Origin of the sequence: Streptantibioticus silvisoli (assembly GCF_027947535.2) — a bacterium.
Taxonomy (GTDB): domain Bacteria; phylum Actinomycetota; class Actinomycetes; order Streptomycetales; family Streptomycetaceae; genus Streptantibioticus_C; species Streptantibioticus_C silvisoli.
The window spans coordinates 17,890-38,236 of record NZ_JAAGKO020000055.1 but is presented as its reverse complement, the minus strand read 5'-3'; the positions used below and the strand labels follow the sequence as shown (position 1 = coordinate 38,236).

The 20,347-nt window shown below is 71.4% G+C and carries 19 protein-coding genes; 2 read left to right on the top strand and 17 right to left on the bottom strand.

The window, feature by feature from the left end:
- Positions 1 to 8: 8 nt before the first annotated feature.
- From nuoK to POF43_RS28285, 11 genes are read right to left on the bottom strand one after another with little or no spacing between them, the layout of a single operon-like run.
- On the bottom strand, positions 9 to 308 hold the full coding sequence (gene nuoK / locus POF43_RS28335; RefSeq protein WP_271312329.1) for an NADH-quinone oxidoreductase subunit NuoK: 300 nt from the start codon (positions 306 to 308) through the stop codon (positions 9 to 11).
- Positions 305 to 1,138 (bottom strand): NADH-quinone oxidoreductase subunit J, encoded by an 834-nt coding sequence (locus POF43_RS28330; RefSeq protein ID WP_271312328.1) that lies wholly within the window; start codon positions 1,136 to 1,138, stop codon positions 305 to 307. The genes nuoK and POF43_RS28330 overlap by 4 nt, the downstream gene beginning before the upstream one ends.
- On the bottom strand, positions 1,135 to 1,863 hold the full coding sequence (gene nuoI, locus POF43_RS28325) for an NADH-quinone oxidoreductase subunit NuoI (protein WP_271312327.1): 729 nt from the start codon (positions 1,861 to 1,863) through the stop codon (positions 1,135 to 1,137). The genes POF43_RS28330 and nuoI overlap by 4 nt, the downstream gene beginning before the upstream one ends.
- Complete coding sequence (nuoH, locus tag POF43_RS28320; RefSeq protein WP_271312326.1) at positions 1,853 to 3,223, bottom strand: NADH-quinone oxidoreductase subunit NuoH; 1,371 nt, start codon at positions 3,221 to 3,223, stop codon at positions 1,853 to 1,855. The genes nuoI and nuoH overlap by 11 nt, the downstream gene beginning before the upstream one ends.
- Positions 3,220 to 5,709, bottom strand: a complete 2,490-nt coding sequence (locus tag POF43_RS28315; RefSeq protein WP_271312325.1) for an NADH-quinone oxidoreductase subunit G — start codon at positions 5,707 to 5,709, stop codon at positions 3,220 to 3,222. The genes nuoH and POF43_RS28315 overlap by 4 nt, the downstream gene beginning before the upstream one ends.
- On the bottom strand, positions 5,706 to 7,100 hold the full coding sequence (gene nuoF, locus POF43_RS28310) for an NADH-quinone oxidoreductase subunit NuoF (RefSeq protein ID WP_271312324.1): 1,395 nt from the start codon (positions 7,098 to 7,100) through the stop codon (positions 5,706 to 5,708). Before nuoF ends, POF43_RS28315 begins: the two co-directional genes overlap by 4 nt.
- Entirely contained in the window at positions 7,097 to 7,909 is an 813-nt protein-coding gene (nuoE, locus tag POF43_RS28305; protein ID WP_271321979.1) for an NADH-quinone oxidoreductase subunit NuoE, read from the bottom strand. The genes nuoF and nuoE overlap by 4 nt, the downstream gene beginning before the upstream one ends.
- Positions 7,910 to 7,941: 32 nt before the next feature.
- The gene (locus tag POF43_RS28300) at positions 7,942 to 9,273 is read right to left on the bottom strand and encodes an NADH-quinone oxidoreductase subunit D (protein WP_271312323.1); all 1,332 of its coding nucleotides are present in this window, start codon (positions 9,271 to 9,273) and stop codon (positions 7,942 to 7,944) included.
- Positions 9,270 to 10,019, bottom strand: a complete 750-nt coding sequence (locus tag POF43_RS28295) for an NADH-quinone oxidoreductase subunit C (RefSeq protein ID WP_271312322.1) — start codon at positions 10,017 to 10,019, stop codon at positions 9,270 to 9,272. The genes POF43_RS28300 and POF43_RS28295 overlap by 4 nt, the downstream gene beginning before the upstream one ends.
- Positions 10,016 to 10,570, bottom strand: coding sequence for a NuoB/complex I 20 kDa subunit family protein (locus tag POF43_RS28290; RefSeq protein WP_271312321.1), 555 nt, complete (start codon positions 10,568 to 10,570; stop codon positions 10,016 to 10,018). The genes POF43_RS28295 and POF43_RS28290 overlap by 4 nt, the downstream gene beginning before the upstream one ends.
- Before the next feature lie 53 nt (positions 10,571 to 10,623).
- Positions 10,624 to 10,983, bottom strand: coding sequence for an NADH-quinone oxidoreductase subunit A (locus tag POF43_RS28285; RefSeq protein ID WP_271312320.1), 360 nt, complete (start codon positions 10,981 to 10,983; stop codon positions 10,624 to 10,626).
- 782 nt (positions 10,984 to 11,765) lie between these two features.
- Here POF43_RS28285 and POF43_RS28280 point away from each other — a divergent pair.
- Entirely contained in the window at positions 11,766 to 12,422 is a 657-nt protein-coding gene (locus POF43_RS28280) for a C40 family peptidase (RefSeq protein WP_308217776.1), read from the top strand.
- Positions 12,423 to 13,000: 578 nt separating this feature from the next.
- On the opposite strand, the gene POF43_RS28275 is transcribed toward POF43_RS28280, so the two are convergent.
- From POF43_RS28275 to mqnC, 6 genes are all read right to left on the bottom strand, one after another.
- Positions 13,001 to 13,801, bottom strand: coding sequence for a heavy metal-binding domain-containing protein (locus POF43_RS28275; protein WP_271312317.1), 801 nt, complete (start codon positions 13,799 to 13,801; stop codon positions 13,001 to 13,003).
- Between the two features lie 91 nt (positions 13,802 to 13,892).
- Positions 13,893 to 14,615: a DUF4232 domain-containing protein gene (locus POF43_RS28270; RefSeq protein ID WP_271321974.1), complete on the bottom strand. Its 723-nt coding sequence runs from the start codon at positions 14,613 to 14,615 to the stop codon at positions 13,893 to 13,895.
- A 242-nt stretch (positions 14,616 to 14,857) separates the two neighbouring features.
- The gene (locus POF43_RS28265) at positions 14,858 to 16,147 is read right to left on the bottom strand and encodes a geranylgeranyl reductase family protein (protein WP_271312315.1); all 1,290 of its coding nucleotides are present in this window, start codon (positions 16,145 to 16,147) and stop codon (positions 14,858 to 14,860) included.
- 76 nt (positions 16,148 to 16,223) lie between these two features.
- The gene (locus POF43_RS28260) at positions 16,224 to 16,916 is read right to left on the bottom strand and encodes a demethylmenaquinone methyltransferase (protein WP_271312314.1); all 693 of its coding nucleotides are present in this window, start codon (positions 16,914 to 16,916) and stop codon (positions 16,224 to 16,226) included.
- Positions 16,917 to 16,947: 31 nt separating this feature from the next.
- The gene (locus tag POF43_RS28255; protein WP_271321975.1) at positions 16,948 to 17,367 is read right to left on the bottom strand and encodes a hypothetical protein; all 420 of its coding nucleotides are present in this window, start codon (positions 17,365 to 17,367) and stop codon (positions 16,948 to 16,950) included.
- Positions 17,368 to 17,374: 7 nt separating this feature from the next.
- Positions 17,375 to 18,574, bottom strand: a complete 1,200-nt coding sequence (gene mqnC, locus POF43_RS28250) for a cyclic dehypoxanthinyl futalosine synthase (protein ID WP_271321976.1) — start codon at positions 18,572 to 18,574, stop codon at positions 17,375 to 17,377.
- A gap of 170 nt (positions 18,575 to 18,744) precedes the next feature.
- On the opposite strand from mqnC, the gene POF43_RS28245 reads away from it, so the two are divergent.
- Positions 18,745 to 20,298: a serine/threonine-protein kinase gene (locus POF43_RS28245; protein WP_271312311.1), complete on the top strand. Its 1,554-nt coding sequence runs from the start codon at positions 18,745 to 18,747 to the stop codon at positions 20,296 to 20,298.
- Positions 20,299 to 20,347: the final 49 nt, after the last annotated feature.

Below are 20,347 nucleotides of genomic sequence, written 5' to 3'. Positions count from 1 at the left end.
GCTCCTGTCTACAGCTTCATCAGATCGGCGTCATCGACCGAGGCCGAGTGGCGGGAGCGGAAGAACGTCACGATGATCGCCAGCCCCACCACCACCTCGGCGGCCGCGACGACCATCGTGAAGAACGCGATGATCTGGCCGTCGAGGTTGCCGTGCAGCCGGGAGAAGGTGACGAAGGCCAGGTTGCAGGCGTTGAGCATCAGCTCCACGCACATGAAGACGATGATCGCGTTCTTGCGGACCAGCACGCCGGCGGCGCCGATGGTGAACAACAGCGCCGCGAGGTACAGGTAGTAGACCGGGTTCACTGGGCGGCTCCCTCGGAAGACCCGTTGGCTGCGGAGGTGTCCCGGCGCACCGGCCGGTCCTGGTCCAGGTAGTCGTCGGCGCCGTCCTCCAGCTCGCGCACCCGGGTCAGCGGCTCGCCGCTGAGGTCGCGCACCTGACCGCGGGAGCGCAGCGTGGCGTTGACGGTCAGTTCGGAGGGGGTGCCGTCGGGCAGCAGGCCGGGGATGTCGACCGCGTTGTGCCGGGCGTAGACGCCGGGCGCGGGCAGCGGCGGGAGCTGGACGCCGGAGCGGACCCGCTGTTCGGCCATCTCCCGCTGGGTGGCGGCGCGTTCGGTGCGCTCGCGGTGGGTGAGCACCATCGCGCCGATCGCGGCGGTGATCAGCAGGGCACCGGTGATCTCGAACGCCCACACGTACTTGGTGAAGATCAGCGCCGCCAAGCCCTCGACGTTGCCGCCGGAGTTGGCGGCGCCCAGGCCGGTGAAGGCCGACAGGTGGGCGTTGGCCAGGCCGGCGATCAGCAGCACGCCGAAGCCCACGCCGGTCACCACGGTGGCGACCCGCTGGCCGCGGATCGTCTCCTTCAGCGAGTCGGCGGCGGTGATGCCGACCAGCATGACGACGAACAGGAAGAGCATCATGACCGCGCCGGTGTAGACGACGATCTGCACGATGCCCAGGAAGTAGGCGCCCTGCGCCAGGTAGAAGACGGCCAGCACGATCATCGTGCCGGCCAGGCACAGCGCGCTGTGCACCGCCTTGCGCATGGTGACGGTGCCCAGCGCGCCGAGTACCGCCACGATCGCGAGGACCCAGAACTGCACGGCCTCGCCGGTGGATGTCGTCATCGGGTGGCCCCTCCCGGGTGAGCGGTGGTGTCCGGCTGCCCGGCCGCGGCCACCTCGTCCTCGGTCACCGCGTCGGCGCGCTTCTCGCCCTTGCCGACGGCGACCTGGCGGACCGTGCCGGGGGCGGCCCCGGTGATCAGGCCCTGGTAGTAGTGGCTCTCGTCGGCGCCGGGGAAGATGGCGTGCGGTGAGTCGACCATCTCCTCGGTCAGGCCGGCCAGCAGCTCGTCCTTGGTGTAGATGAGCGACGCGCGGGTGCTGTCGGCGAGTTCGTAGTCGTTGGTCATCGTCAGTGCCCGGGTGGGGCACGCCTCGATGCACAGGCCGCACAGGATGCAGCGCGCGTAGTTGATCTGGTAGACGCGGCCGTAGCGCTCACCGGGCGAGTAGCGCTCCTCGTCGGTGTTGTCGGCGCCCTCGACGTAGATGGCGTCGGCCGGGCAGGCCCAGGCGCACAGTTCGCAGCCGATGCACTTCTCCAGCCCGTCCGGGTGCCGGTTGAGCTGGTGGCGGCCGTGGAAGCGGGGTGCGGTCGGCTTCTTGTACTCCGGGTACTGCTCGGTCAGCCGCTTTTTGAACATCGCCGAGAACGTCACGCCGAACCCGGCGACCGGGTTCTCGAACGAGGTGCGCGGGTCCTTGTCCCGGCCGGCCCGGCTGTCGCGGCCGTCACCGCCGGTGCCTTTCTTCTCCCGGTCGCGATCCCGGGGCGAGTCAGTGGTCATCGCCGGTCTCCTCACCGTTCGTGGTCCCGGTCCCGTTCTCGCCGTTCACCGGCACCAACTGCCGTTCCCCGCGCGGCCTGCGGCGCGGCACCGGTGGCAGCGTCTGCCCCGGCAGCGGTGGCACGGGGTAGCCGCCGGCCATCGGGTCGAACGGCTTGCGGTCGGCCTCGGCGTCGGCCTCCGCGTCGGCGCGTTTGCGGCCGCGGTCGCGGAAGACGTCGACCACCAGCGACAGCAGCAGCACCACCAGGACGGCGCCGCCGACGTACAGGGCGATGCGGCCGAAGTCGTAGTTGTCGTTGCGCAGCGCGCGGACGGCGGCGACCAGCATCAGCCAGACCATGGAGACCGGGATGAGGACCTTCCAGCCCAGCTTCATGAACTGGTCGTAGCGCATGCGCGGCAGCGTGCCGCGCAGCCAGATGAAGAAGAACAGCGACAGCTGGATCTTCACGGTGAACCACAGCAGCGGCCACCAGCCGTGGTTGGCGCCGTCCCAGAACGTGGTGATCGGCCAGGGGGCGCGCCAGCCGCCCAGGAAGAGCGTGGTGGCGACGGCGGAGACGGTGACCATGTTGACGTACTCGGCCAGCATGAACATCGCGAACTTGATGGAGGAGTACTCGGTGTTGAAGCCGCCGACGAGTTCACCCTCCGCCTCGGGCAGGTCGAACGGCGCCCGGTTGGTCTCGCCGACCATCGCCACCACGTAGACGATGAAGCTGACCGGCAGCAGCAGCACGTACCACTTGTCCTGCTGGCTCGCGACGATCTGCGAGGTGGACATGGAGTGCGAGTAGAGGAAGACCGCGGCGAACGACAGGCCCATCGCGATCTCGTAGCTGATCATCTGCGCGGTGGAGCGCAGGCCGCCGAGCAGCGGGTACGTGGAGCCCGACGACCAGCCGGCCAGCACGATGCCGTAGATGCCGACCGAGGCGGTGGCCAGGATGAACAGCACGCCCACCGGCAGGTCGGTCAGCTGCATGGGGGTGCGGGTGCCGAAGACGGAGATCTCGTTGTCGGCCGGGCCGAACGGGATGACCGCGAAGGCCATGAACGCCGGGATGGCGGCGACGATCGGCGCCAGGATGTAGACGACCTTGTCGGCGCCCTTGACGACCACGTCCTCCTTCAGCATCAGCTTGACGCCGTCGGCGAGCGACTGGAGCATGCCCCAGGGGCCGTGCCGGTTCGGGCCGATGCGCAGCTGCATCCAGGCGACGACCTTGCGTTCCCACACGATGGAGAACAGCACGGTCAGCATCGCGAACGCGAAGCAGAACACGGCCTTGACGACGATCAGCCACCACGGGTCGCGTCCGAAGAGCGAGAGGTTCTCGGCGGCTGTGGTGATCACTGGGTCACCTCCGCGGGTGCGGCGCCGATCGTGACGGCTTGCCCGGGGACCGCACCGAGTCCCCGGTAAGCGCCGCCGGCGGTGGAGTTGAGCGGGAGCCACACCACCCGGTCGGGCATGTCGGTGACCTCCAGAGGCAGGGTGAGCGTGCCGGCCGGGCCGGTGACGGCCACCGGGTCGCCGTCCTTGACGCCGACCTCGGCCGCGGTGGCGGGCGACAGCCGGACGGGTGCCGGGTGGCGGGTGCCGTCCAGCGCGGCGTCGCCCCGCTGGAGGCTGCCCTCGTCCAGCAGCATGCGGTGGGCGGCCAGCACCGCCTCGCCGGGGCGTGGGGCCGGCAGGTGACCGCCGGTCTCGGCCGGGGCGCCGGGGCGCTGCCCGCTCCAGGTGCCCAGCCGGTTCAGTTCGGCGCGGGCGGAGCGCACGTCGGGCAGACCGAGGTGCAGGTCCATCGCGTCGGCGACCATGTCCAGCACCCGCGCGTCGGAGCGCAGGTGGCGGGCGGTCATCTGGTCCGGTTTGAGCGCGGCCTCGAACAGCCGGGCGCGGCCCTCCCAGTTGAGGAAGGTGCCGGCCTTCTCGGTGACCGCGGCGACCGGCAGCACCACGTCGGCGTACCCGGTGACCTCGGTGGGCCGCTGCTCCAGGCTGACCAGGAAGGTGACCCGTTCCAGCGCCTCGCGGGTGCGGACCGGGTCGGGCAGGTCGGCGGGGTCGACGCCGGCCACCACCAGGGCGGCGAGCGAGCCGTCGGCCGCGGCGGCCAGCATCTGGCCGGTGTCGCGGCCGAAACCGGAGGGCAGCGTGGCGACCCGCCAGACGTCGGCGACCTCGTCGCGGGCCGCCGGGTCGGTCAGCGGGCGGCCGCCGGGCAGCAGGCCGGGCAGCGCGCCGGCCTCGACCGCGCCGCGGTCGCCGGCCCGGCGCGGGATCCAGCCGAGCCGGGCGCCGGTGGCGGCGGCGAACCGCAGGGCGGCGGTCAGCCCGCCGGGCACCCCGGCGAGCCGTTCACCGACCAGGATCACCGCGCCGGGCGCCCGCAACGCCTCGGCGGCCCGGTCGCCGGCCTCGTCGAGTCCCTCGCGGGCGGCGAGCGCGTCCAGCCACTCCGGTTCGGTGCCGGGGGCGGCCGGCAGCAGGACACCGCCGGCCTTGGTCAGGCCCGGGGTGGCGTGGCTGGTGACCGACCACAGCTTCAGGCCGTGCTTGCGGTGCCCCTTGCGCAGCCGCAGGAAGACGCCGGGGGCCTCCTCCTCCGTCTCCAGGCCGGCCAGCAGCACGGCCGGCGCCTGCTCCAGCGCGGTGTGGGTCAGGCCGGTGCCGTCCAGGTCGACGCCGCGGCCGGCCACCGCGGCGGCCAGGAAGTCGGCCTCCTCGGCGCTGTGGAGGCGGGCGCGGAAGTCGACGTCGTTGGTGTCGAGGGCGACCCGGGCGAACTTGGCGTAGGCGTAGGCGTCCTCGACGGTGAGCCGGCCGCCGGTCAGCACACCGGCGCGGCCGCGGGCGGCGGCCAGGCCCCGGGCGGCGACGTCCAGCGCCTCCGGCCAACTGGCGGCGCGCAGTTCACCGGTTTCGGCGTCGCGCACCAGCGGGTGGGTGAACCGGTCGGCGCTCTGGGTGTGCCGGAAGGCGAAGCGGCCCTTGTCGCACAGCCACTCCTCGTTGACCTGTGGGTCCTCGGCGGCCAGCCGGCGCATGACCTTGCCGCGCCGGTGGTCGGTGCGGGTCGCGCAGCCGCCGGCGCAGTGCTCGCAGACGCTGGGGCTGGAGACCAGGTCGAACGGCCGGGAGCGGAACCGGTAGGCGGCCGAGGTCAGCGCGCCGACCGGGCAGATCTGGATGGTGTTGCCGGAGAAGTAGGACTGGAACGGTTCGCCTTCGCCGGTGCCGACCTGTTCCAGCGCGCCGCGTTCCAGCAGTTCGATCATCGGGTCGCCGGCGATCTGGCTGGAGAAGCGGGTACAGCGGGCGCACAGCACGCAGCGTTCCCGGTCCAGCAGCACCTGGGTGGAGATCGGCACCGGCTTGGCGTAGGTGCGTTTGACGCCCTCGAAGCGGGTGTCGGCCTGGCCGGTGCTCATCGCCTGGTTCTGCAGCGGGCACTCGCCGCCCTTGTCGCAGACCGGGCAGTCCAGCGGGTGGTTGATCAGCAGCAGTTCCATCACCCCGCGCTGCGCCTTCTCGGCGACCGGTGAGGTGAGGTGGGTGGCGACGACCATGCCGTCGGTGCAGGTGATGGTGCACGAGGCCATCGGCTTGCGCTGGCCCTCGACCTCGACGATGCACTGGCGGCAGGCGCCGACCGGGTCGAGCAGCGGGTGGTCGCAGAACCGGGGGATCTCCACCCCGATCATCTCGGCGGCCCGGATGACCAGGGTGCCCTTGGGCACCGACAGTTCGACACCGTCGATGGTGACGGTGACGAGGTCTTCCGGCGGCACCGCCGCCTCCCCGTTCCCTGAGGGGGTCGAAGTCGTGACGGTCACGCGTTCACCTCCTGGGGGGACTGGTCGGCCCACACGGTGGACAGGGCGGGGTCGAAGGGGCAGCCCCCGCCGGTGACGTGGGCCTCGTACTCGTCGCGGAAGTACTTCAGCGAGGAGAAGATGGGGCTGGCGGCGCCGTCGCCGAGCGCGCAGAACGACTTGCCGTTGATGGTGTCGGCGATGTCCTCCAGCTTCGTGATGTCCTCGGCGGTGCCCTTGCCGGCCTCGATGCCGCGCAGCAGCTGGACCAGCCAGTAGGTGCCCTCCCGGCACGGGGTGCACTTGCCGCACGACTCGTGGGCGTAGAACTCGGTCCAGCGGGTGACGGCGCGCACCACGCAGGTGGTCTCGTCGAAGCACTGGAGCGCCTTGGTGCCGAGCATGGAGCCGGCCGCGCCGACGCCCTCGTAGTCGAGGGGGACGTCGAGGTGCTCCTCGGTGAACATCGGGGTGGACGAGCCGCCCGGGGTCCAGAACTTCAGCCGGTGCCCGGTGCGCATGCCGCCGCTGACGTCGAGCAGCTGGCGCAGGGTGACGCCGAGCGGCGCCTCGTACTGGCCGGGGTTGGTGACGTGGCCGGACAGCGAGTAGAGGGTGAAGCCGGGCGACTTCTCGCTGCCCATCGAGCGGAACCAGTCCTTGCCGCGGTGCAGGATGGCCGGCACCGAGGCGATCGACTCGACGTTGTTGACCACCGTCGGGCAGGCGTACAGGCCGGCGACCGCGGGGAACGGCGGGCGCAGCCGGGGCTGGCCGCGGCGGCCCTCCAGCGAGTCGAGCAGCGCGGTCTCCTCACCGCAGATGTACGCGCCGGCCCCGGCGTGCACGGTGATGTCGAGGTCGAAGCCGCTGCCGGCGATGTCCTTGCCGAGGTAGCCGGCCGCGTAGGCCTCGGCGACCGCGTGGTGCAGCCGCCGCAGCACCGGGACGACCTCGCCGCGCAGGTAGATGAAGGCGTGGCTGGAGCGGATCGCGTGGCAGGCGATGATCATGCCCTCGATGAGGGAGTGCGGGTTGGCGAACAGCAGCGGGATGTCCTTGCACGTCCCGGGTTCGGACTCGTCGGCGTTGACCACGAGGTAGTGCGGTTTGCCGTCGCCCTGCGGGATGAACTGCCACTTCATGCCGGTGGGGAAGCCGGCGCCGCCGCGGCCGCGCAGGCCGGAGTCCTTGACCAGCGCGATGACGTCGTCGGGCGGCATGGCCAGTGCGGTGCGCATGCCCTGGTAGCCGTCGTGCCGCTGGTAGGTCTCCAGGGTCCACGACTCCGGTTCGTCCCAGAAGGCGGACAGCACCGGGGAGAGCAGCTTCTCCGGGCTGGTCTGCGGGCCGCCGGGGCCCGAGGGGCCGTCCGGTTCGGCCGGTTCGGTGGATTCGGTCACCACGCTCATCCCTCCCCCTCCTCGGAGACCGGTCCGGCCGGGTGTTCCGGGTCGGAGGCCGAGGTCTTCTGCGGTGCGTCGTGCGCGCTGAGGTGTTCCGGCGGCCGTTCGCCGGCCGGGTGGTCCGCGGTGCGCGGGGCGACGACGCGGCCGGCGCCGGCCTCGCCCTTGGCCAGCCGCAGGCCGATCAGCGACGCGGGGCCGGCCCCGCCGGACGCCTCGACGGCTCCGGGGCGCGGGTCGGGGAACCCGGCGAGGATTCTGGCCGTCTCCCGGTACGTGCACAGCGGGGCGCCGCGGGTCGGCTCGACGGGGCGGCCGGCCCGCAGGTCGTCCACCAGCCGTTTCGCCGATTCGGGGGTCTGGTTGTCGAAGAACTCCCAGTTGACCATCACCACGGGCGCGAAGTCGCAGGCCGCGTTGCACTCGATGTGCTCCACCGTGACCTTGCCGTCCTCGGTGGTGCCGTCGTCGCCGACGCCGAGGTGTTCGTGCAGGGCGTCGAGGATGGCGTCGCCGCCCAGCACCGCGCACAGCGTGTTGGTGCAGACGCCGACCTGGTAGTCGCCGGAGGGCTTGCGGCGGTACATGGTGTAGAACGTCGCGACGGCGGAGACCTCGGCGCCGGTCAGGCCCAGGGTCTGGGCGCAGAACCGCATGCCGGTCGCCGTGACGTGGCCCTCCTCGGCCTGCACCAGGTGCAGCAGCGGCAGCAGGGCGGACCGGGAGTCGGGGTAGCGGGCGACGAGCTCGGCGGCGTCGGCGTCGAGCCGGGCCCGTACGTCGGCCGGGTAGTCGGGGGCCGGCATGGCGGGCATGCCGATGCCGACCGCGGTGTCGGGGGTGTGGGTCACCGGTCGACGCCTCCCATCACGGGGTCGATGGAGGCCACCGCGACGATGACGTCGGCGATCTGGCCGCCCTCGCACATCGCCGCCATGGTCTGGAGGTTGGTGAAGGACGGGTCGCGGAAGTGCACCCGCTGCGGCCGGGTGCCGCCGTCGCTGACCACGTGGACGCCCAGCTCGCCCTTGGCGGACTCCACGGCGGAGTAGGCCTGGCCGGGCGGGACGCGGAAGCCCTCGGTGACCAGCTTGAAGTGGTGGATGAGGGCCTCCATCGAGGTGCCCATGATCTTCTTGATGTGGTCCAGCGAGTTGCCCATGCCGTCCGGGCCGTGGGCGAGCTGCGCGGGCCAGGCGATCTTCTTGTCGGCGACCATGACCGGGCCGGGCTCCAGCCGGTCCAGGCACTGCTCGACGATGCGCAGCGACTGCCGCATCTCCTCCAGCCGCACCAGGAACCGCCCGTAGGAGTCGCAGGTGTCGGCGGTGGGGACGTCGAAGTCGTAGGTGTCGTATCCGCAGTAGGGGTCGGACTTGCGCAGGTCGTGCGGCAGGCCGGCGGCGCGCAGGATCGGGCCGGTGGCGCCGAGGGCCATGCAGCCGGTGAGGTCGAGGTAGCCGACGTCGCACATGCGGCCCTTGAACACCGGGTTGCCGGTGGCGAGCTTGTCGTACTCCGGCAGGTTCTTGTGGAAGGTCCGCACCAGCTCGCGGATCTGGTCGACCGCGCCGGGCGGCAGGTCCTGGGCGAGGCCGCCGGGCCTGATGTAGGCGTGGTTCATCCGCAGGCCGGTGATGGCCTCGAAGACGTCCAGGATCAGTTCGCGGTCCCGGAAGCCGTAGATCATGATCGTGGTGGCGCCGAGTTCCATGCCGCCGGTGGCGATGGCCACCAGGTGCGAGGAGATCCGGTTCAGCTCCATCATCAGCACGCGGATGACGTCGGCCCGTTCCGGGATCTGGTCGGTGATGCCGAGGAGTTTCTCCACCGCGAGGCAGTAGGCGGTCTCGTTGAACAGCGGCGTGAGGTAGTCCATGCGGGTCACGAACGTGGTCCCCTGGGTCCACGTGCGGAATTCCATGTTCTTCTCGATGCCGGTGTGCAGGTAGCCGATGCCGCAGCGGGCCTCGGTGACCGTCTCGCCGTCGATCTCCAGGATGAGCCGCAGCACTCCGTGGGTGGACGGGTGCTGGGGACCCATGTTGACGACGATGCGCTCGTCGTCGGCCTTGCCGGCGGTCTCGGCGAGTTCGTCCCAGTCACCGCCGGTGACGGTGAAGACCCGCCCCTCGGTGGTGTCGCGCTCTTCGGCGGCCTGGGGGGACGCGTAGCTCATGAGTACGACCTCCGCTGGTCGGGTGCCGGGATCTGGGCGCCCTTGTACTCGACGGGGATGCCGCCGAGCGGGTAGTCCTTGCGCTGCGGGTGGCCCTGCCAGTCGTCCGGCATCATGATCCGGGTCAGCCCGGGATGGCCGTCGAAGACGAGGCCGAAGAAGTCGTACGTCTCGCGCTCGTGCCAGTCGTTGGTCGGGTAGACCGGGACGAGCGAGGGGATGTGCGGGTCGGCGTCCGGCGCGGAGACCTCCAGCCGGATCAGCCGGCCGTGGGTGAGCGACCGCAGGTGGTAGACGGCGTGCAGCTCGCGGCCCTTGTCACCGGTGTAGTGCACGCCGCTGACGCCGGTGCACAGCTCGAACCGCAGCGCCGGGTCGTCGCGCAGCGTGCGGGCGACCCGTACCAGGTGTTCGCGGGCGATGTGGAAGGTGATCTCGCCGCGGTCGACGACGGTCTTCTCGATCGCGTTCTCCGGCAGCAGGCCCTGTTCCTCCAGGGCGCCCTCCAACTCGTCGGCGACCTCGTCGAACCAGCCGCCGTAGGGCCGGTTGGCCGGTCCCGGCAGCCGGACGGTACGGACCAGGCCGCCGTACCCGGAGGTGTCGCCGCCGTGGTCGGCGCCGAACATGCCGGTGCGGGTGCCGATGACCTCGCCGCCCGCGTCGCGCTGGCCGGGGAGGTTGTCGGAGGCCGCGTCGCGGTCCGGGTTGACGCCGCCTTCCCCGCTGTCCTCGGGAGTGGTCACCGCAGCAGCCCCTTCATCTCGATGGTGGGGACCGCCTTGAGCGCGGCTTCCTCCGCCTCGCGGGCGGCCTGTTCGCGGTTGACGCCGAGCTTCTCGCCCTGGATCTTGCTGTGCAGCTTCAAGATCGCGTCGAGCAGCATCTCGGGGCGCGGCGGGCAGCCGGGCAGGTAGATGTCGACCGGGACGATGTGGTCAACGCCCTGCACGATCGCGTAGTTGTTGAACATGCCGCCCGAGGAGGCGCAGACGCCCATCGAGATGACCCACTTCGGGTTCGGCATCTGGTCGTAGACCTGGCGCAGCACCGGTGCCATCTTCTGGCTGACCCGTCCGGCGACGATCATCAGGTCGGCCTGCCGCGGCGAGCCCCGGAAGACCTCCATGCCGAAGCGCGCCATGTCGTAGCGGCCGGCGCCGGTGGTCATCATCTCGATGGCGCAGCAGGCCAGGCCGAAGGTCGCCGGGAACACCGACGCCTTGCGCACCCAGCCCGCTGCCTGCTCCACCGTCGTGAGCAGAAAGCCGCTGGGCAGCTTCTCCTCGATACCCATTTCGTAGCCCCTGTCTCAAATGCCCGGATTCATGCCCATTGTCGCTCGGACGCTCAGTCCCATTCCAGGCCCCCGCGCCGCCAGACGTAGGCGTAGGCGACGAAGACGGTGAGGACGAAGAGCAGCATCTCGACGAGCCCGAACAGCCCGAGGGCGTCGAAGCTGACCGCCCAGGGGTAGAGGAAGACGATCTCGATGTCGAAGACGATGAAGAGCATCGCCGTCAGGTAGTACTTGATGGGGAAGCGACCACCGCCGGCCGGCTGCGGTGTCGGCTCGATTCCGCACTCGTAGGCTTCGAGCTTGGCGCGGTTGTAGCGCTTCGGCCCGGTGAGCGAAGCCGTGATCACGGAGAAGATCGCGAAGCCCGCTCCGAGACCCCCGAGCACCAGGATGGGCGCGTAGGCGTTCACCGTTCCCGCTCCTTCCAGTCGGCGTTGACTGACATGTCGGACCGGCTCCGGACTCACAGGCGGACCTCAGCAAGATCACGGCTATGTGAGGCACTTCACAAGCCCGGACCGGGCAGCATCCTATGCCTCCATCTCTGTGATCTGCGACACGCGTACACGATCACCTTTGTGATCTCCACCACCCGACGATGGATCATGAAGTCGGATGAGGCGAAAAGTTCACACGTAGCGCACATGTGTGATCACGTGCAGCCACATCGCGCCCGGAAGCCGCAGGTCGAAGGGGTCGCTTCTTTATCAACCAATCCGCGGAACACAAAATTGGTGGCGGACATGATCTTTGTGGTATGGCGCGATCAAGCACCATGCGGGGTCTCTTTCGATAACGGTCCGGTGACGGCCGGACCACCCCGTGCGGACCACGGACAACCGACTTCCGGCCACGCTTGTGAACGCGCGCACAAGCAAACCCCGACTCGCCGCCGATATGGGCGATTTGACCGCCGGGCGCAAGATCCACATGCGGACATAGGACTGAGGAGCCGACAAGTGTGGCGCACATTACTTTTCTTGTACGGATCGCAGAATTCCTGATAGCCATGTCTGCCATGTCCCCAACGCAGAACCGGATCCCGCTCTCCGATACCCCCGCAGGCAGACGGCGGCACGCCCGACATACCGAGTCACATTGGGTGAAACGGGCGGGAGTTGCCACCGGCGTCGTCGGCGCGGCCATACTCAGCTCCGGTGCCGCCGCACCGGCCTCCGCCACTCCGTCCAACGTGAACCCGCTGAACGAGATCACCCAGACCCTCAGCCTGTCCCAGCTGCGGGCCGCCGACGCCACCGCCCAGGTGGCCGTCGACTACCAGCTCCAGGCGTCCCAGGCGCAGGCCACCGAGGCCGCGTTGAAGTCCGCCCTGCACCACAAGCAGGCCGACCGGAAGAAGGCCGCAGCCGCCGCTCGCGCCAAGGCCCGTGCCAAGAAGGCCGCCGCGGAGAAGGCCGCCGCCCGGCCCATGTCGCTGGCCGCCGACGCCACTTCGACGCACTCGACCGCCTCCAGTGCCTCGTCCGCGGTGAGCGGCAGCGTCGCCGCCGTGGTCTCCTTCGTGCAGGCGCAGGTCGGCAAGTCCTACGTCATGGGCGCCACCGGCCCCGACGCGTACGACTGTTCGGGCCTGGTGCAGGCCGCGTACCGGACCATCGGCGTCGACCTGCCCCGGGTCTCCGAGGACCAGTCCACCGCCGGCACCCAGGTCTCCCTCAGCGACCTCCAGCCCGGCGACATCCTGTACTGGGGCGGCGCCGGCAGCGCGTACCACGTCGCCATCTACATCGGCGGCGGCAACTTCATCGGCGCGCAGAACCCGTCCAGCGGCGTCGTGGAGCACCCGCTGAGCTACGACGAGCCCACGGGCGCGGTACGGGTGGCCTGAATCCGGCACCCGCCGGGTTCCGGCGTTCCCGGCGCGACGGACCGCCCGGCGCGACAGTGACCGCACCGCGGGGGTCGAACAGGCGGTGGGCGCCCACCGGGTTTCCGCTTACCCGGCGCGACGGACCGCCCGGCGCGACGGTGACCGCACCGCTCCGGTCGACGCCCGCACCGAACCGGTCGCCAAAGCCGTCCGGTTGTCCGGCCGTCCGGCCGTCCCCAGGGAGGGGCGGCCGGGCGGCCGCTCCGGTTCACGGCGTCCCGCGCGCGGGGTCGGCATTCACGCCCATTCACGCCGGACGTTCCGCACGGACGCGGGAAAGGCGGACGACTTTCTTCCGGCACGTCGACGACCGGTACGGCACCGCGCACTTGTCGCGCGCCGCGTGCACGGCAGCGTGGTCATCGCACGGGTGACGCCGGGGCGGGACCGGGGAGCGAAGTGGTCCCTCCGCTGACGGGGTGCCGCCGGAGGCGTTCCGCACCGCGGACCACGCCGGACGGCGCCGCAGACCACGCCGGAGGCGCTCGCACCGCCGACCGCACCCGGCCGCGCCCGGCGACCCGGCGTCCCGGCGGTCAGCGCAGCGGCATCGTCATGCTCGGGCGGACCGGGTTGGCGTCCGGGCGCACGCGGTTGACGGCGGTGCCCAGCGCGAAGAATTCGACGGCGTGCTCGCCCCAGAAGCGGTGGTCGCTGACGTTGGTGCCGACGATGCCGTCGGCGCCGAGCTGCTGGCCCTCGTACTGCATCCGGGCCATCGCCAGTTCCCGGGCGTCGTAGAGCGCCTGGGTGAACTGCGGCATCTCGGCGTTCTGGCCGACCTGGGCGAGCGTCTGGCGCAGCGTCTGGTGGGCGACGTGGTAGACGCAGTTGCCGAGCACCATGCGGCGCGGCAGCCAGCCGTGCTCCCACAGCGTCCAGAAGTCCTGGCCGGACATCGGTGTGGTGAACGGGCGGCCGTCCGGGCAGCGGTAGGACTGGTTGTCGGTGGCGCGCACCGCGGTGCCGACGCTGACGTACTCAAGCACGTCGGAGAAGAACTGGTAGTTCATCGGCTTGAGCGTCACGCCGATGACACCGTCCGCGCCGAGCTGGGCGGCCTCGGCCTCCATGCGGCTCATCGCCAGCTCGCGCACGTTGTACATCGCCTGGGAGAGCACTCCCAGTTCCTGACTGGTCTTCCAGCCGGCCTGCTGCACGCCGACGTGGTAGACGCTGGAGCCCATCACCAGGCCGAGCGGTTCGAAGCCGGCCTGGCTGACCAGGACGAACTCGTTCACCGACAGGTCCGAGGTGAAGCAGGGCCGGCCGGCCCGCGAGTTGTCCAGCCGTCCGCGTGCCACGTCGGGCAGCTGCTGGTACGCCGGAGTCGTCATGTCGTACGTCCTTCCCCCGAGGTCATATGACCGGATCGTACGACCGCTGCCCGGGGGCGGTCACGGCGCCCCCGGGACAGGTCCGTCCGGGTCAGGCGACGGGCCCTATGGTCAGCGGGTGGATGCTGGTGCCGGCGCAGTGCTGGGTGCGCACCGGGATGAACAGCGCCGCCTTCTGGTTCGGCGGGTAGACCCGCAGGCCCTGGACCGAGGTCAGGTCGCACTGGCTGGCGCTGTAGCCGCCCATGCCGTTGCTGTCGTGCATGACGGCGCTGGCGGTGCCGTGCGGGGACAGCGTGACGGTGTGGTGGCTCTGGCCGGTGCGCTGGGCCGGGTTGCCGGACTGCACGCCGGCCGCCTTGACGTAGGACAGGCCCGGGTAGCCGTCGAGGGTGCACGAGGTCGCGGCGGTGTTGGTGAAGACGATCTTCGCGTAGAACTGGCCGGCGCCGACGCTGCCGTCCTTCTGCGCGACGGTCAGCTGGGAGCTGGTGCAGGGCTTGCCGGCCGCCGCGGGGCCGGCCTGCGTCTTCGCACCGCTGGTGCCGGTACCCGTGCCGGCGCCGGTGCTGGTGCCGCTCCCGGTGGTGGCGGCGTTGCCGGCCGCGGTCGATCCGCCGCCGGCCGAGGACGGTGCGGCGCCGGAGTCGGTGGTGCTGTCACCGCCGGTGGTGGCCGACGGCGCCGAGGCGGCCGAGGTGTCGCCGGAGCCTGCGGCGTTGTTCGACGGGTTCGACGAGCATCCGGTGAGGGCCAGGGCCGCCGCCGCCAGGACGGCTGCCGGGATCACCATGCGGGTGGACTTGCTTGCCATCGCGGATTCCTCCGTAGGTCGTGGGGGCCGGAGTCTTCGCCTGCACCCTTCTGCTCTCCGACCTTGCCCGCTCCCAACCGTCTTCATAACCCCCTGTTACGCGGCTGTGGCACACCCCGATCGTGCCCACGACAATCCCCACGGCATCGGTGCAACAGCGTCACCGCAGGTCCGAAGGGGTTCACCGGCTGTGTCCGGGCCGCGGCAATGCCGGCCCGGACCTCCCGGATGGCCCGCGTCCGTCAGGAGCGCGGGGCGACCTTCGTCAACGCGTTGATGACCCGGTCCATCGCGTCGCCACCGGTGGGGTCGGTGAGGTTGGCGAGCAGCTTCAGGGTGAAGCGCATCAGCAGCGGGTGCGTCAGCCCGCGCTGGGCGGCGAGCTTCATGACCGTGGGGTTGCCGATCAGCCGGACGAACGCGCGGCCCAGCGTGTAGTAGCCGCCGTAGGTGTCGGACAGCACCTTGGGGTAGCGGCGCAGGGCGAGCTCGCGCTGCGCCGGATTGGCGCGGGCCACCGCCTGGACGATGACGTCGGCGGCGATCCGGCCGGACTCCATGGCGTAGGCGATGCCCTCGCCGTTGAACGGGTTGACCATGCCGGCGGCGTCGCCGACCAGCAGCAGGCCGCGGGTGTAGTGCGGCTTGCGGTTGAAGGCCATCGGCAGCGCGGCGCCGCGGATCGGGCCGGTCATGTTGTCCGGGGTGTAGCCCCAGTCCTCCGGCATCGAGGCGCACCAGGCCTTGAGGATCTCGCGCCAGTCGATCTCCTTGAAGTCGGCGGAGGTGTTGAGCACCCCCAGGCCGACGTTGGAGGTGCCGTCGCCCATGCCGAAGATCCAGCCGTAGCCGGGCAGCAGCCGGTCCTGGCCGCCGCGCCGGTCCCACAGCTCCAGCCAGGACTCCAGGTAGTCGTCGTCGTGCCGGGGCGAGGTGAAGTAGGTGCGCACCGCGACGCCCATCGGCCGGTCCTCGCGGCGGTGCAGGCCCATGCCGATGGACAGCCGGGTGGAGTTGCCGTCGGCGGCGACCACCAGCGGGGCGTGGAAGGTGACCGGGGTCTTGTCCTCGCCGAGCTTGGCGGTCACCCCGGTGATCCGGCCGGTGCGCGGGTCTATGACCGGGGCGCCGACGTTGCACCGCTCGTACATCCGGGCGCCGGCCTTCTCCGCGTTGCGGGCCAGCTGCTCGTCGAAGTCGTCGCGCTTGCGCACCAGGCCGTAGTCGGGGAACGTCGCCAGCTCCGGCCAGTCCATCTCCAGGCGCAGGCCGCCGCCGATGATGCGCAGGCCCTTGTTGCGCAGCCAGCCGGCCTCCTCGGAGATGTCGATCCCCATGCCGACGAGCTCCTTGACGGCGCGCGGGGTCAGGCCGTCGCCGCACACCTTCTCGCGCGGGAACGCGGTCTTCTCCAGCAGCAGCACGTCCAGACCCGACCGGGCCAGGTGGTACGCGGTCGCGGAGCCGGCCGGTCCGGCTCCGACGACGATCACGTCGGCGCTGTGCTCGGAGGCGGCGGTCGTCTCGGTCACGGTCGGGTCTCCAGTCGTTCGGGCCGCGCGCGGGCGGCCGTCCACAGGGCGGCGGGTCGGGTCCGGCGGGCGGTCGTCACGGCTTGACCGCGCGGTGCAGCGCGACGACCCCGCCGGTCAGGTCGCGCCACGCGGGCCGCTGCCAGCCGGCCCGCCGCATCAGCTCCGCCAGCCCCCGCTGGTCGGGCCAGGCGCGGATGGACTCGGCGAGGTAGACGTACGCGTCGGGGTTGGAGCTGACCGCGGTGGCCACCGGCGGCAGCGCGCGCATCAGGTACTCGGTGTAGACGGTGCGGAACGGCCGCCACACCGGGTGGCTGAACTCGCAGACCACGATCCGGCCACCGGGCCGGGTCACCCGGCGCATCTCGGCGAGCGCGGCGGCGGTGTCCGTCACGTTGCGCAGGCCGAAGGAGATGGTGACCGCGTCGAAGGCGTCGTCGCGGAACGGCAGCCGGGTGGCGTCGCCGGCGGTCAGCGGCAGCGCGGGGTGGCGCTTCTTGCCCTCGCGCAGCATGCCGAGGGAGAAGTCGCACGGCACGACGAGCGCGCCGGCCTCGGCGAACGGCAGCGAGGAGGTCGCGGTGCCGGCCGCCAGGTCCAGCACCCGCTCCCCCGGCCGGGCGTCCACCGCGCGGGCCACCGCCCGGCGCCAGGCCCGGGTGCGTCCGAGGGAGAGCACGTCGTTGGTCACGTCGTAGCGCTTGGCGACACCGTCGAACATCGCGGCGACTTCATGCGGCTGCTTGTCCAGGGATGCTCGGGTCACGGGGTCCATTCTTGCAGGCGGCCACGGCGGTTCAGGCCCTGCGGTACACCAGCCGGCCGGCCAGCACGGTGGCCAGGCAGACGCCGTCCGCGTCGAAGACGGCGAGGTCCGCGCGACCGCCGGCGGCAGGCACCGCGGTGCGGGTGCCGGCGGGCGCGGTGGTCAGGCCGACGCGGGCGGCGGCGGACCGCAGCAGCGGGTCGGCCAGCGTGCCCGGCGTCACCGCGGTCACCCCGAGCCGCAGCAGGGCGTGCACGCGTTCGCGGGGGCTGGGGGCGTCGGGCAGCGGGCCGTCGTGCACGCGGCCGGCGCCCAGCTCGCCGGGCCACTGCCGCACCCGGGCGGTGGGGAACCGCCGCGTCAGCTCCGCCGGTGTGCCGGTCGCCTCGACCAGGGCGCCGCTGACCACGACCGCGGCCGCGCCGGACGTGCCGGTGTGAATCGTCAGCATCCGCGCGTCAGTTGGCGCTCAGCAGCTTCAGCTCGGGGTGCGCGGTGCCACCCTCGATCGCGGTGGACGACAGGTGCGAGACCACGTGGTCGTCGACCGGGTCCGCGGCCGGGTCGTCGTGCACGACGAGGTGTTCGTAGGTGGTGGCACGCTGCGCCGGGACCCGGCCGGCGGTACGGATGAGGTTGATGATCTCCATGCGGTTGGAGCGGTGCTTGGCGCCGGCGGAGGACACGACGTTCTCCTCCAGCATGATCGAGCCGAGGTCGTCGGCGCCGTAGTGCAGCGACAGCTGGCCGATCTCCTTGCCGGTGGTCAGCCAGGAGCCCTGGATGTGGGCGACGTTGTCGAGGAAGATGCGGGCGATCGCGATCATCCGCAGGTACTCCAGCGACGTGGCGTGGGTCCGGCCCTTGAGGTGGTTGTTCTCCGGCTGGTAGGTGTACGGGATGAACGCCCGGAAGCCGCCGGAGCGGTCCTGGGTGTCGCGGATCATCCGCAGGTGCTCGATGCGCTCGGCGTTGGTCTCACCGGTGCCCATCAGCATGGTGGAGGTCGACTCCACACCCAGCCGGTGCGCGGTCTCCATGATCTCCAGCCAGCGCTCGCCGGACTCCTTCAGCGGCGCGATGGCCTTGCGGGGCCGGGCGGGCAGCAGTTCCGCGCCGGCGCCGGCGAACGAGTCGAGGCCGGCGGCGTGGATGCGGCTGATGGCCTCCTCGACGCTCACCTTGGAGATGCGGGCCATGTGCTCGACCTCGGAGGCGCCGAGCGAGTGGATGACCAGCTGCGGGAACGCCTCCTTGATCGCGGAGAAGTGCTTCTCGTAGTACTCCACGCCGTAGTCGGGGTGGTGGCCGCCCTGGAACATGATCTGGGTGCCGCCCAGCTCGACGGTCTCCGCGCAGCGGCGCAGGATGTCCTCGAGGTCGCGGGTCCAGCCCTTGGCGGTGTCCTTCGGCGCGGCGTAGAAGGCGCAGAACTTGCACGCCGTGACGCACACGTTGGTGTAGTTGATGTTGCGCTCGATGATGTACGTCGCGATGTGCTCGGTACCGGCGTACCGGCGGCGGCGGATCGCGTCGGCCGCCACGCCCAGCGCGTGCAGCGGCGCCGAACGGTACAGGTCGAGCGCCTCTTGCGGGGTGACCCGGCCCCCGGCGGCGGCACGGTCCAGCACGGTCTGGAGGCGGGCTTGCTCGGTCACCGCTGCGTCCCTTCCGGGGGTTGGTCGTCGGACCGGTTCAGCCTACCCGCCACGTCCTTGCCCGGATTGTCGCGGTGCCCTCACACCGTCGCCATCTTGTACTCGGCATGTCACGGTCATGAGGCGGTACGTTGGGACGTCAAGGGAGAACGCAGGTGGGGGAGGGGCCAGTGGACCGCACACGGGGTCGGGGCGAAGCGGCCGGGGACGGGACCGTCAGCACCGAGAAGAACCTGCGGCAGCCGGACATCGGATCCTGGGTGGAGCAGGCCGAGACCGGCAACGGCACGTACGGCGGACCGGGCCACGAGGCGGAACCGCTGCCCGGCCGGCTGCCCGACGGGTACCGCATGCTGCGCCGGATCGGATCGGGGCGGCACAGCACGGTGGTGCTGTGCCGTGACGAGGAGACCGGCGCCGAGGTGGCGCTGAAGATGCTGCACCTGACGGTGCCCGACGAGAACGCCCGGCTGGCCGCGCACGCCGAACTGCTGTCGGCGGGGGCCGCGTCCCGGCACCCGTGCTCGGCGCTGGTGGAGGACGCCGGTTTCACCACCGACCACCACCCGTTCCTGGTCACGCAGTTCTGCCGGGGCGGCAACGCGCAGAACAAGCTGTCGAACTCCGGGCGCTTCCCGGTCGACGAGGTCGTCGTCATCGGCGTCCGGCTGGCGCTGTCGCTGGCCTCCGCGCACCGGCGCGGCGTGCTGCACCTCGACGTACGGCCGTCCAACGTGCTGTTCGACGAGTCCGGCGACGCGCTGCTGACCGACCACGGCGTGGCCCGCGTCGTCCAGCGCTCCGCACCGCAGGTCGGCGCGGTCTTCGACCCGATGTACGCCGCCCGCGAGATGTTCGGCTGGGAGAACCCCGGCCCGTCCGCCGACGTCTACGGGCTCGGCGCCACGCTCTACGCGCTGCTCAACGGGCTGCCGGCCTACGCGGACGCGGGCTCGACCAGCTGGTCGGCGCTGTACAGCGAGGTGCTGCGCGGCGAACTGCCGCACCCCGACCGGCACGACGTGCCGCCGGGCCTGTTCGACGTGATCCGCCGCATGATGTCGGTCAACCCCGAGGGCCGGCCGCCGCTGACCGAGGTGCACCGCGAACTGCGGCTGGTGCTGCCGCCCGCGTACGCCGGGCGCGTTCCGGCGCTGGACCCGGAGCCGGCGCCGGAGCCGATGCTGCCGGGCTGGGACCCGGCCGACGACGTCACGCCGGAGGAGCAGGCGGAGGCCGAACGGCTGGGCCGCGAGGCGGAGGTGGACGCCAAGCGCCGGCACCGCAGGATGCTGATAGCCGGCGGCGCGGCCCTGGTGGTGTTCGCCGGCGGCGCGACCGCGATGACGCTGTTCATGCGCCACGACAAGCCGAAGCCCGCGGCGTCCGTCACGTTGCCGGCCGGCTTCAAGCAGGTATCCAAGAGCCAGCTGCCGGGCCTGCTGCCGCACGGGGCGAAGGCGGTCAAGAACACCTCCGGCGTCCAGGTCGGCTGGACCCCGCCGCAGCAGCCGGGCAGCGCGACGATCGCGGTGGTGTCGGAGAAGGACGGCAAGGAGGTGACGATCCAGCAGAAGCCGATGTCGGCCACCTCCTCGACCTTCACCGACAGCGCCTCCGAACAGCCCGGCGTCTGCTTCGTCGTCGCCTCGGTGCTGCCGGGCAAGAACGGCGGTTACCTGTACGCGGCCGCGCCGCCGGCCTGCCCCACCGTGAAGAACTGACGCGGCGTCGAATATCACCGCCGACGCGGTCGGCGGCCGGCCGGAATTC

Coding starts and splice junctions, on each gene's coding strand:
- POF43_RS28330 (WP_271312328.1), bottom strand. CDS start 1,138: ATGACGACATCCACCGGCGAGGCCGTGCAGTTCTGGGTCCTCGCGATC.
- nuoI (WP_271312327.1), bottom strand. CDS start 1,863: ATGACCACTGACTCGCCCCGGGATCGCGACCGGGAGAAGAAAGGCACC.
- nuoF (WP_271312324.1), bottom strand. CDS start 7,100: ATGAGCGTGGTGACCGAATCCACCGAACCGGCCGAACCGGACGGCCCC.
- nuoE (WP_271321979.1), bottom strand. CDS start 7,909: ATGCCCGCCATGCCGGCCCCCGACTACCCGGCCGACGTACGGGCCCGG.
- POF43_RS28300 (WP_271312323.1), bottom strand. CDS start 9,273: ATGAGCTACGCGTCCCCCCAGGCCGCCGAAGAGCGCGACACCACCGAG.
- POF43_RS28290 (WP_271312321.1), bottom strand. CDS start 10,570: ATGGGTATCGAGGAGAAGCTGCCCAGCGGCTTTCTGCTCACGACGGTG.
- POF43_RS28275 (WP_271312317.1), bottom strand. CDS start 13,801: ATGACGACTCCGGCGTACCAGCAGCTGCCCGACGTGGCACGCGGACGG.
- POF43_RS28270 (WP_271321974.1), bottom strand. CDS start 14,615: ATGGCAAGCAAGTCCACCCGCATGGTGATCCCGGCAGCCGTCCTGGCG.
- POF43_RS28255 (WP_271321975.1), bottom strand. CDS start 17,367: ATGCTGACGATTCACACCGGCACGTCCGGCGCGGCCGCGGTCGTGGTC.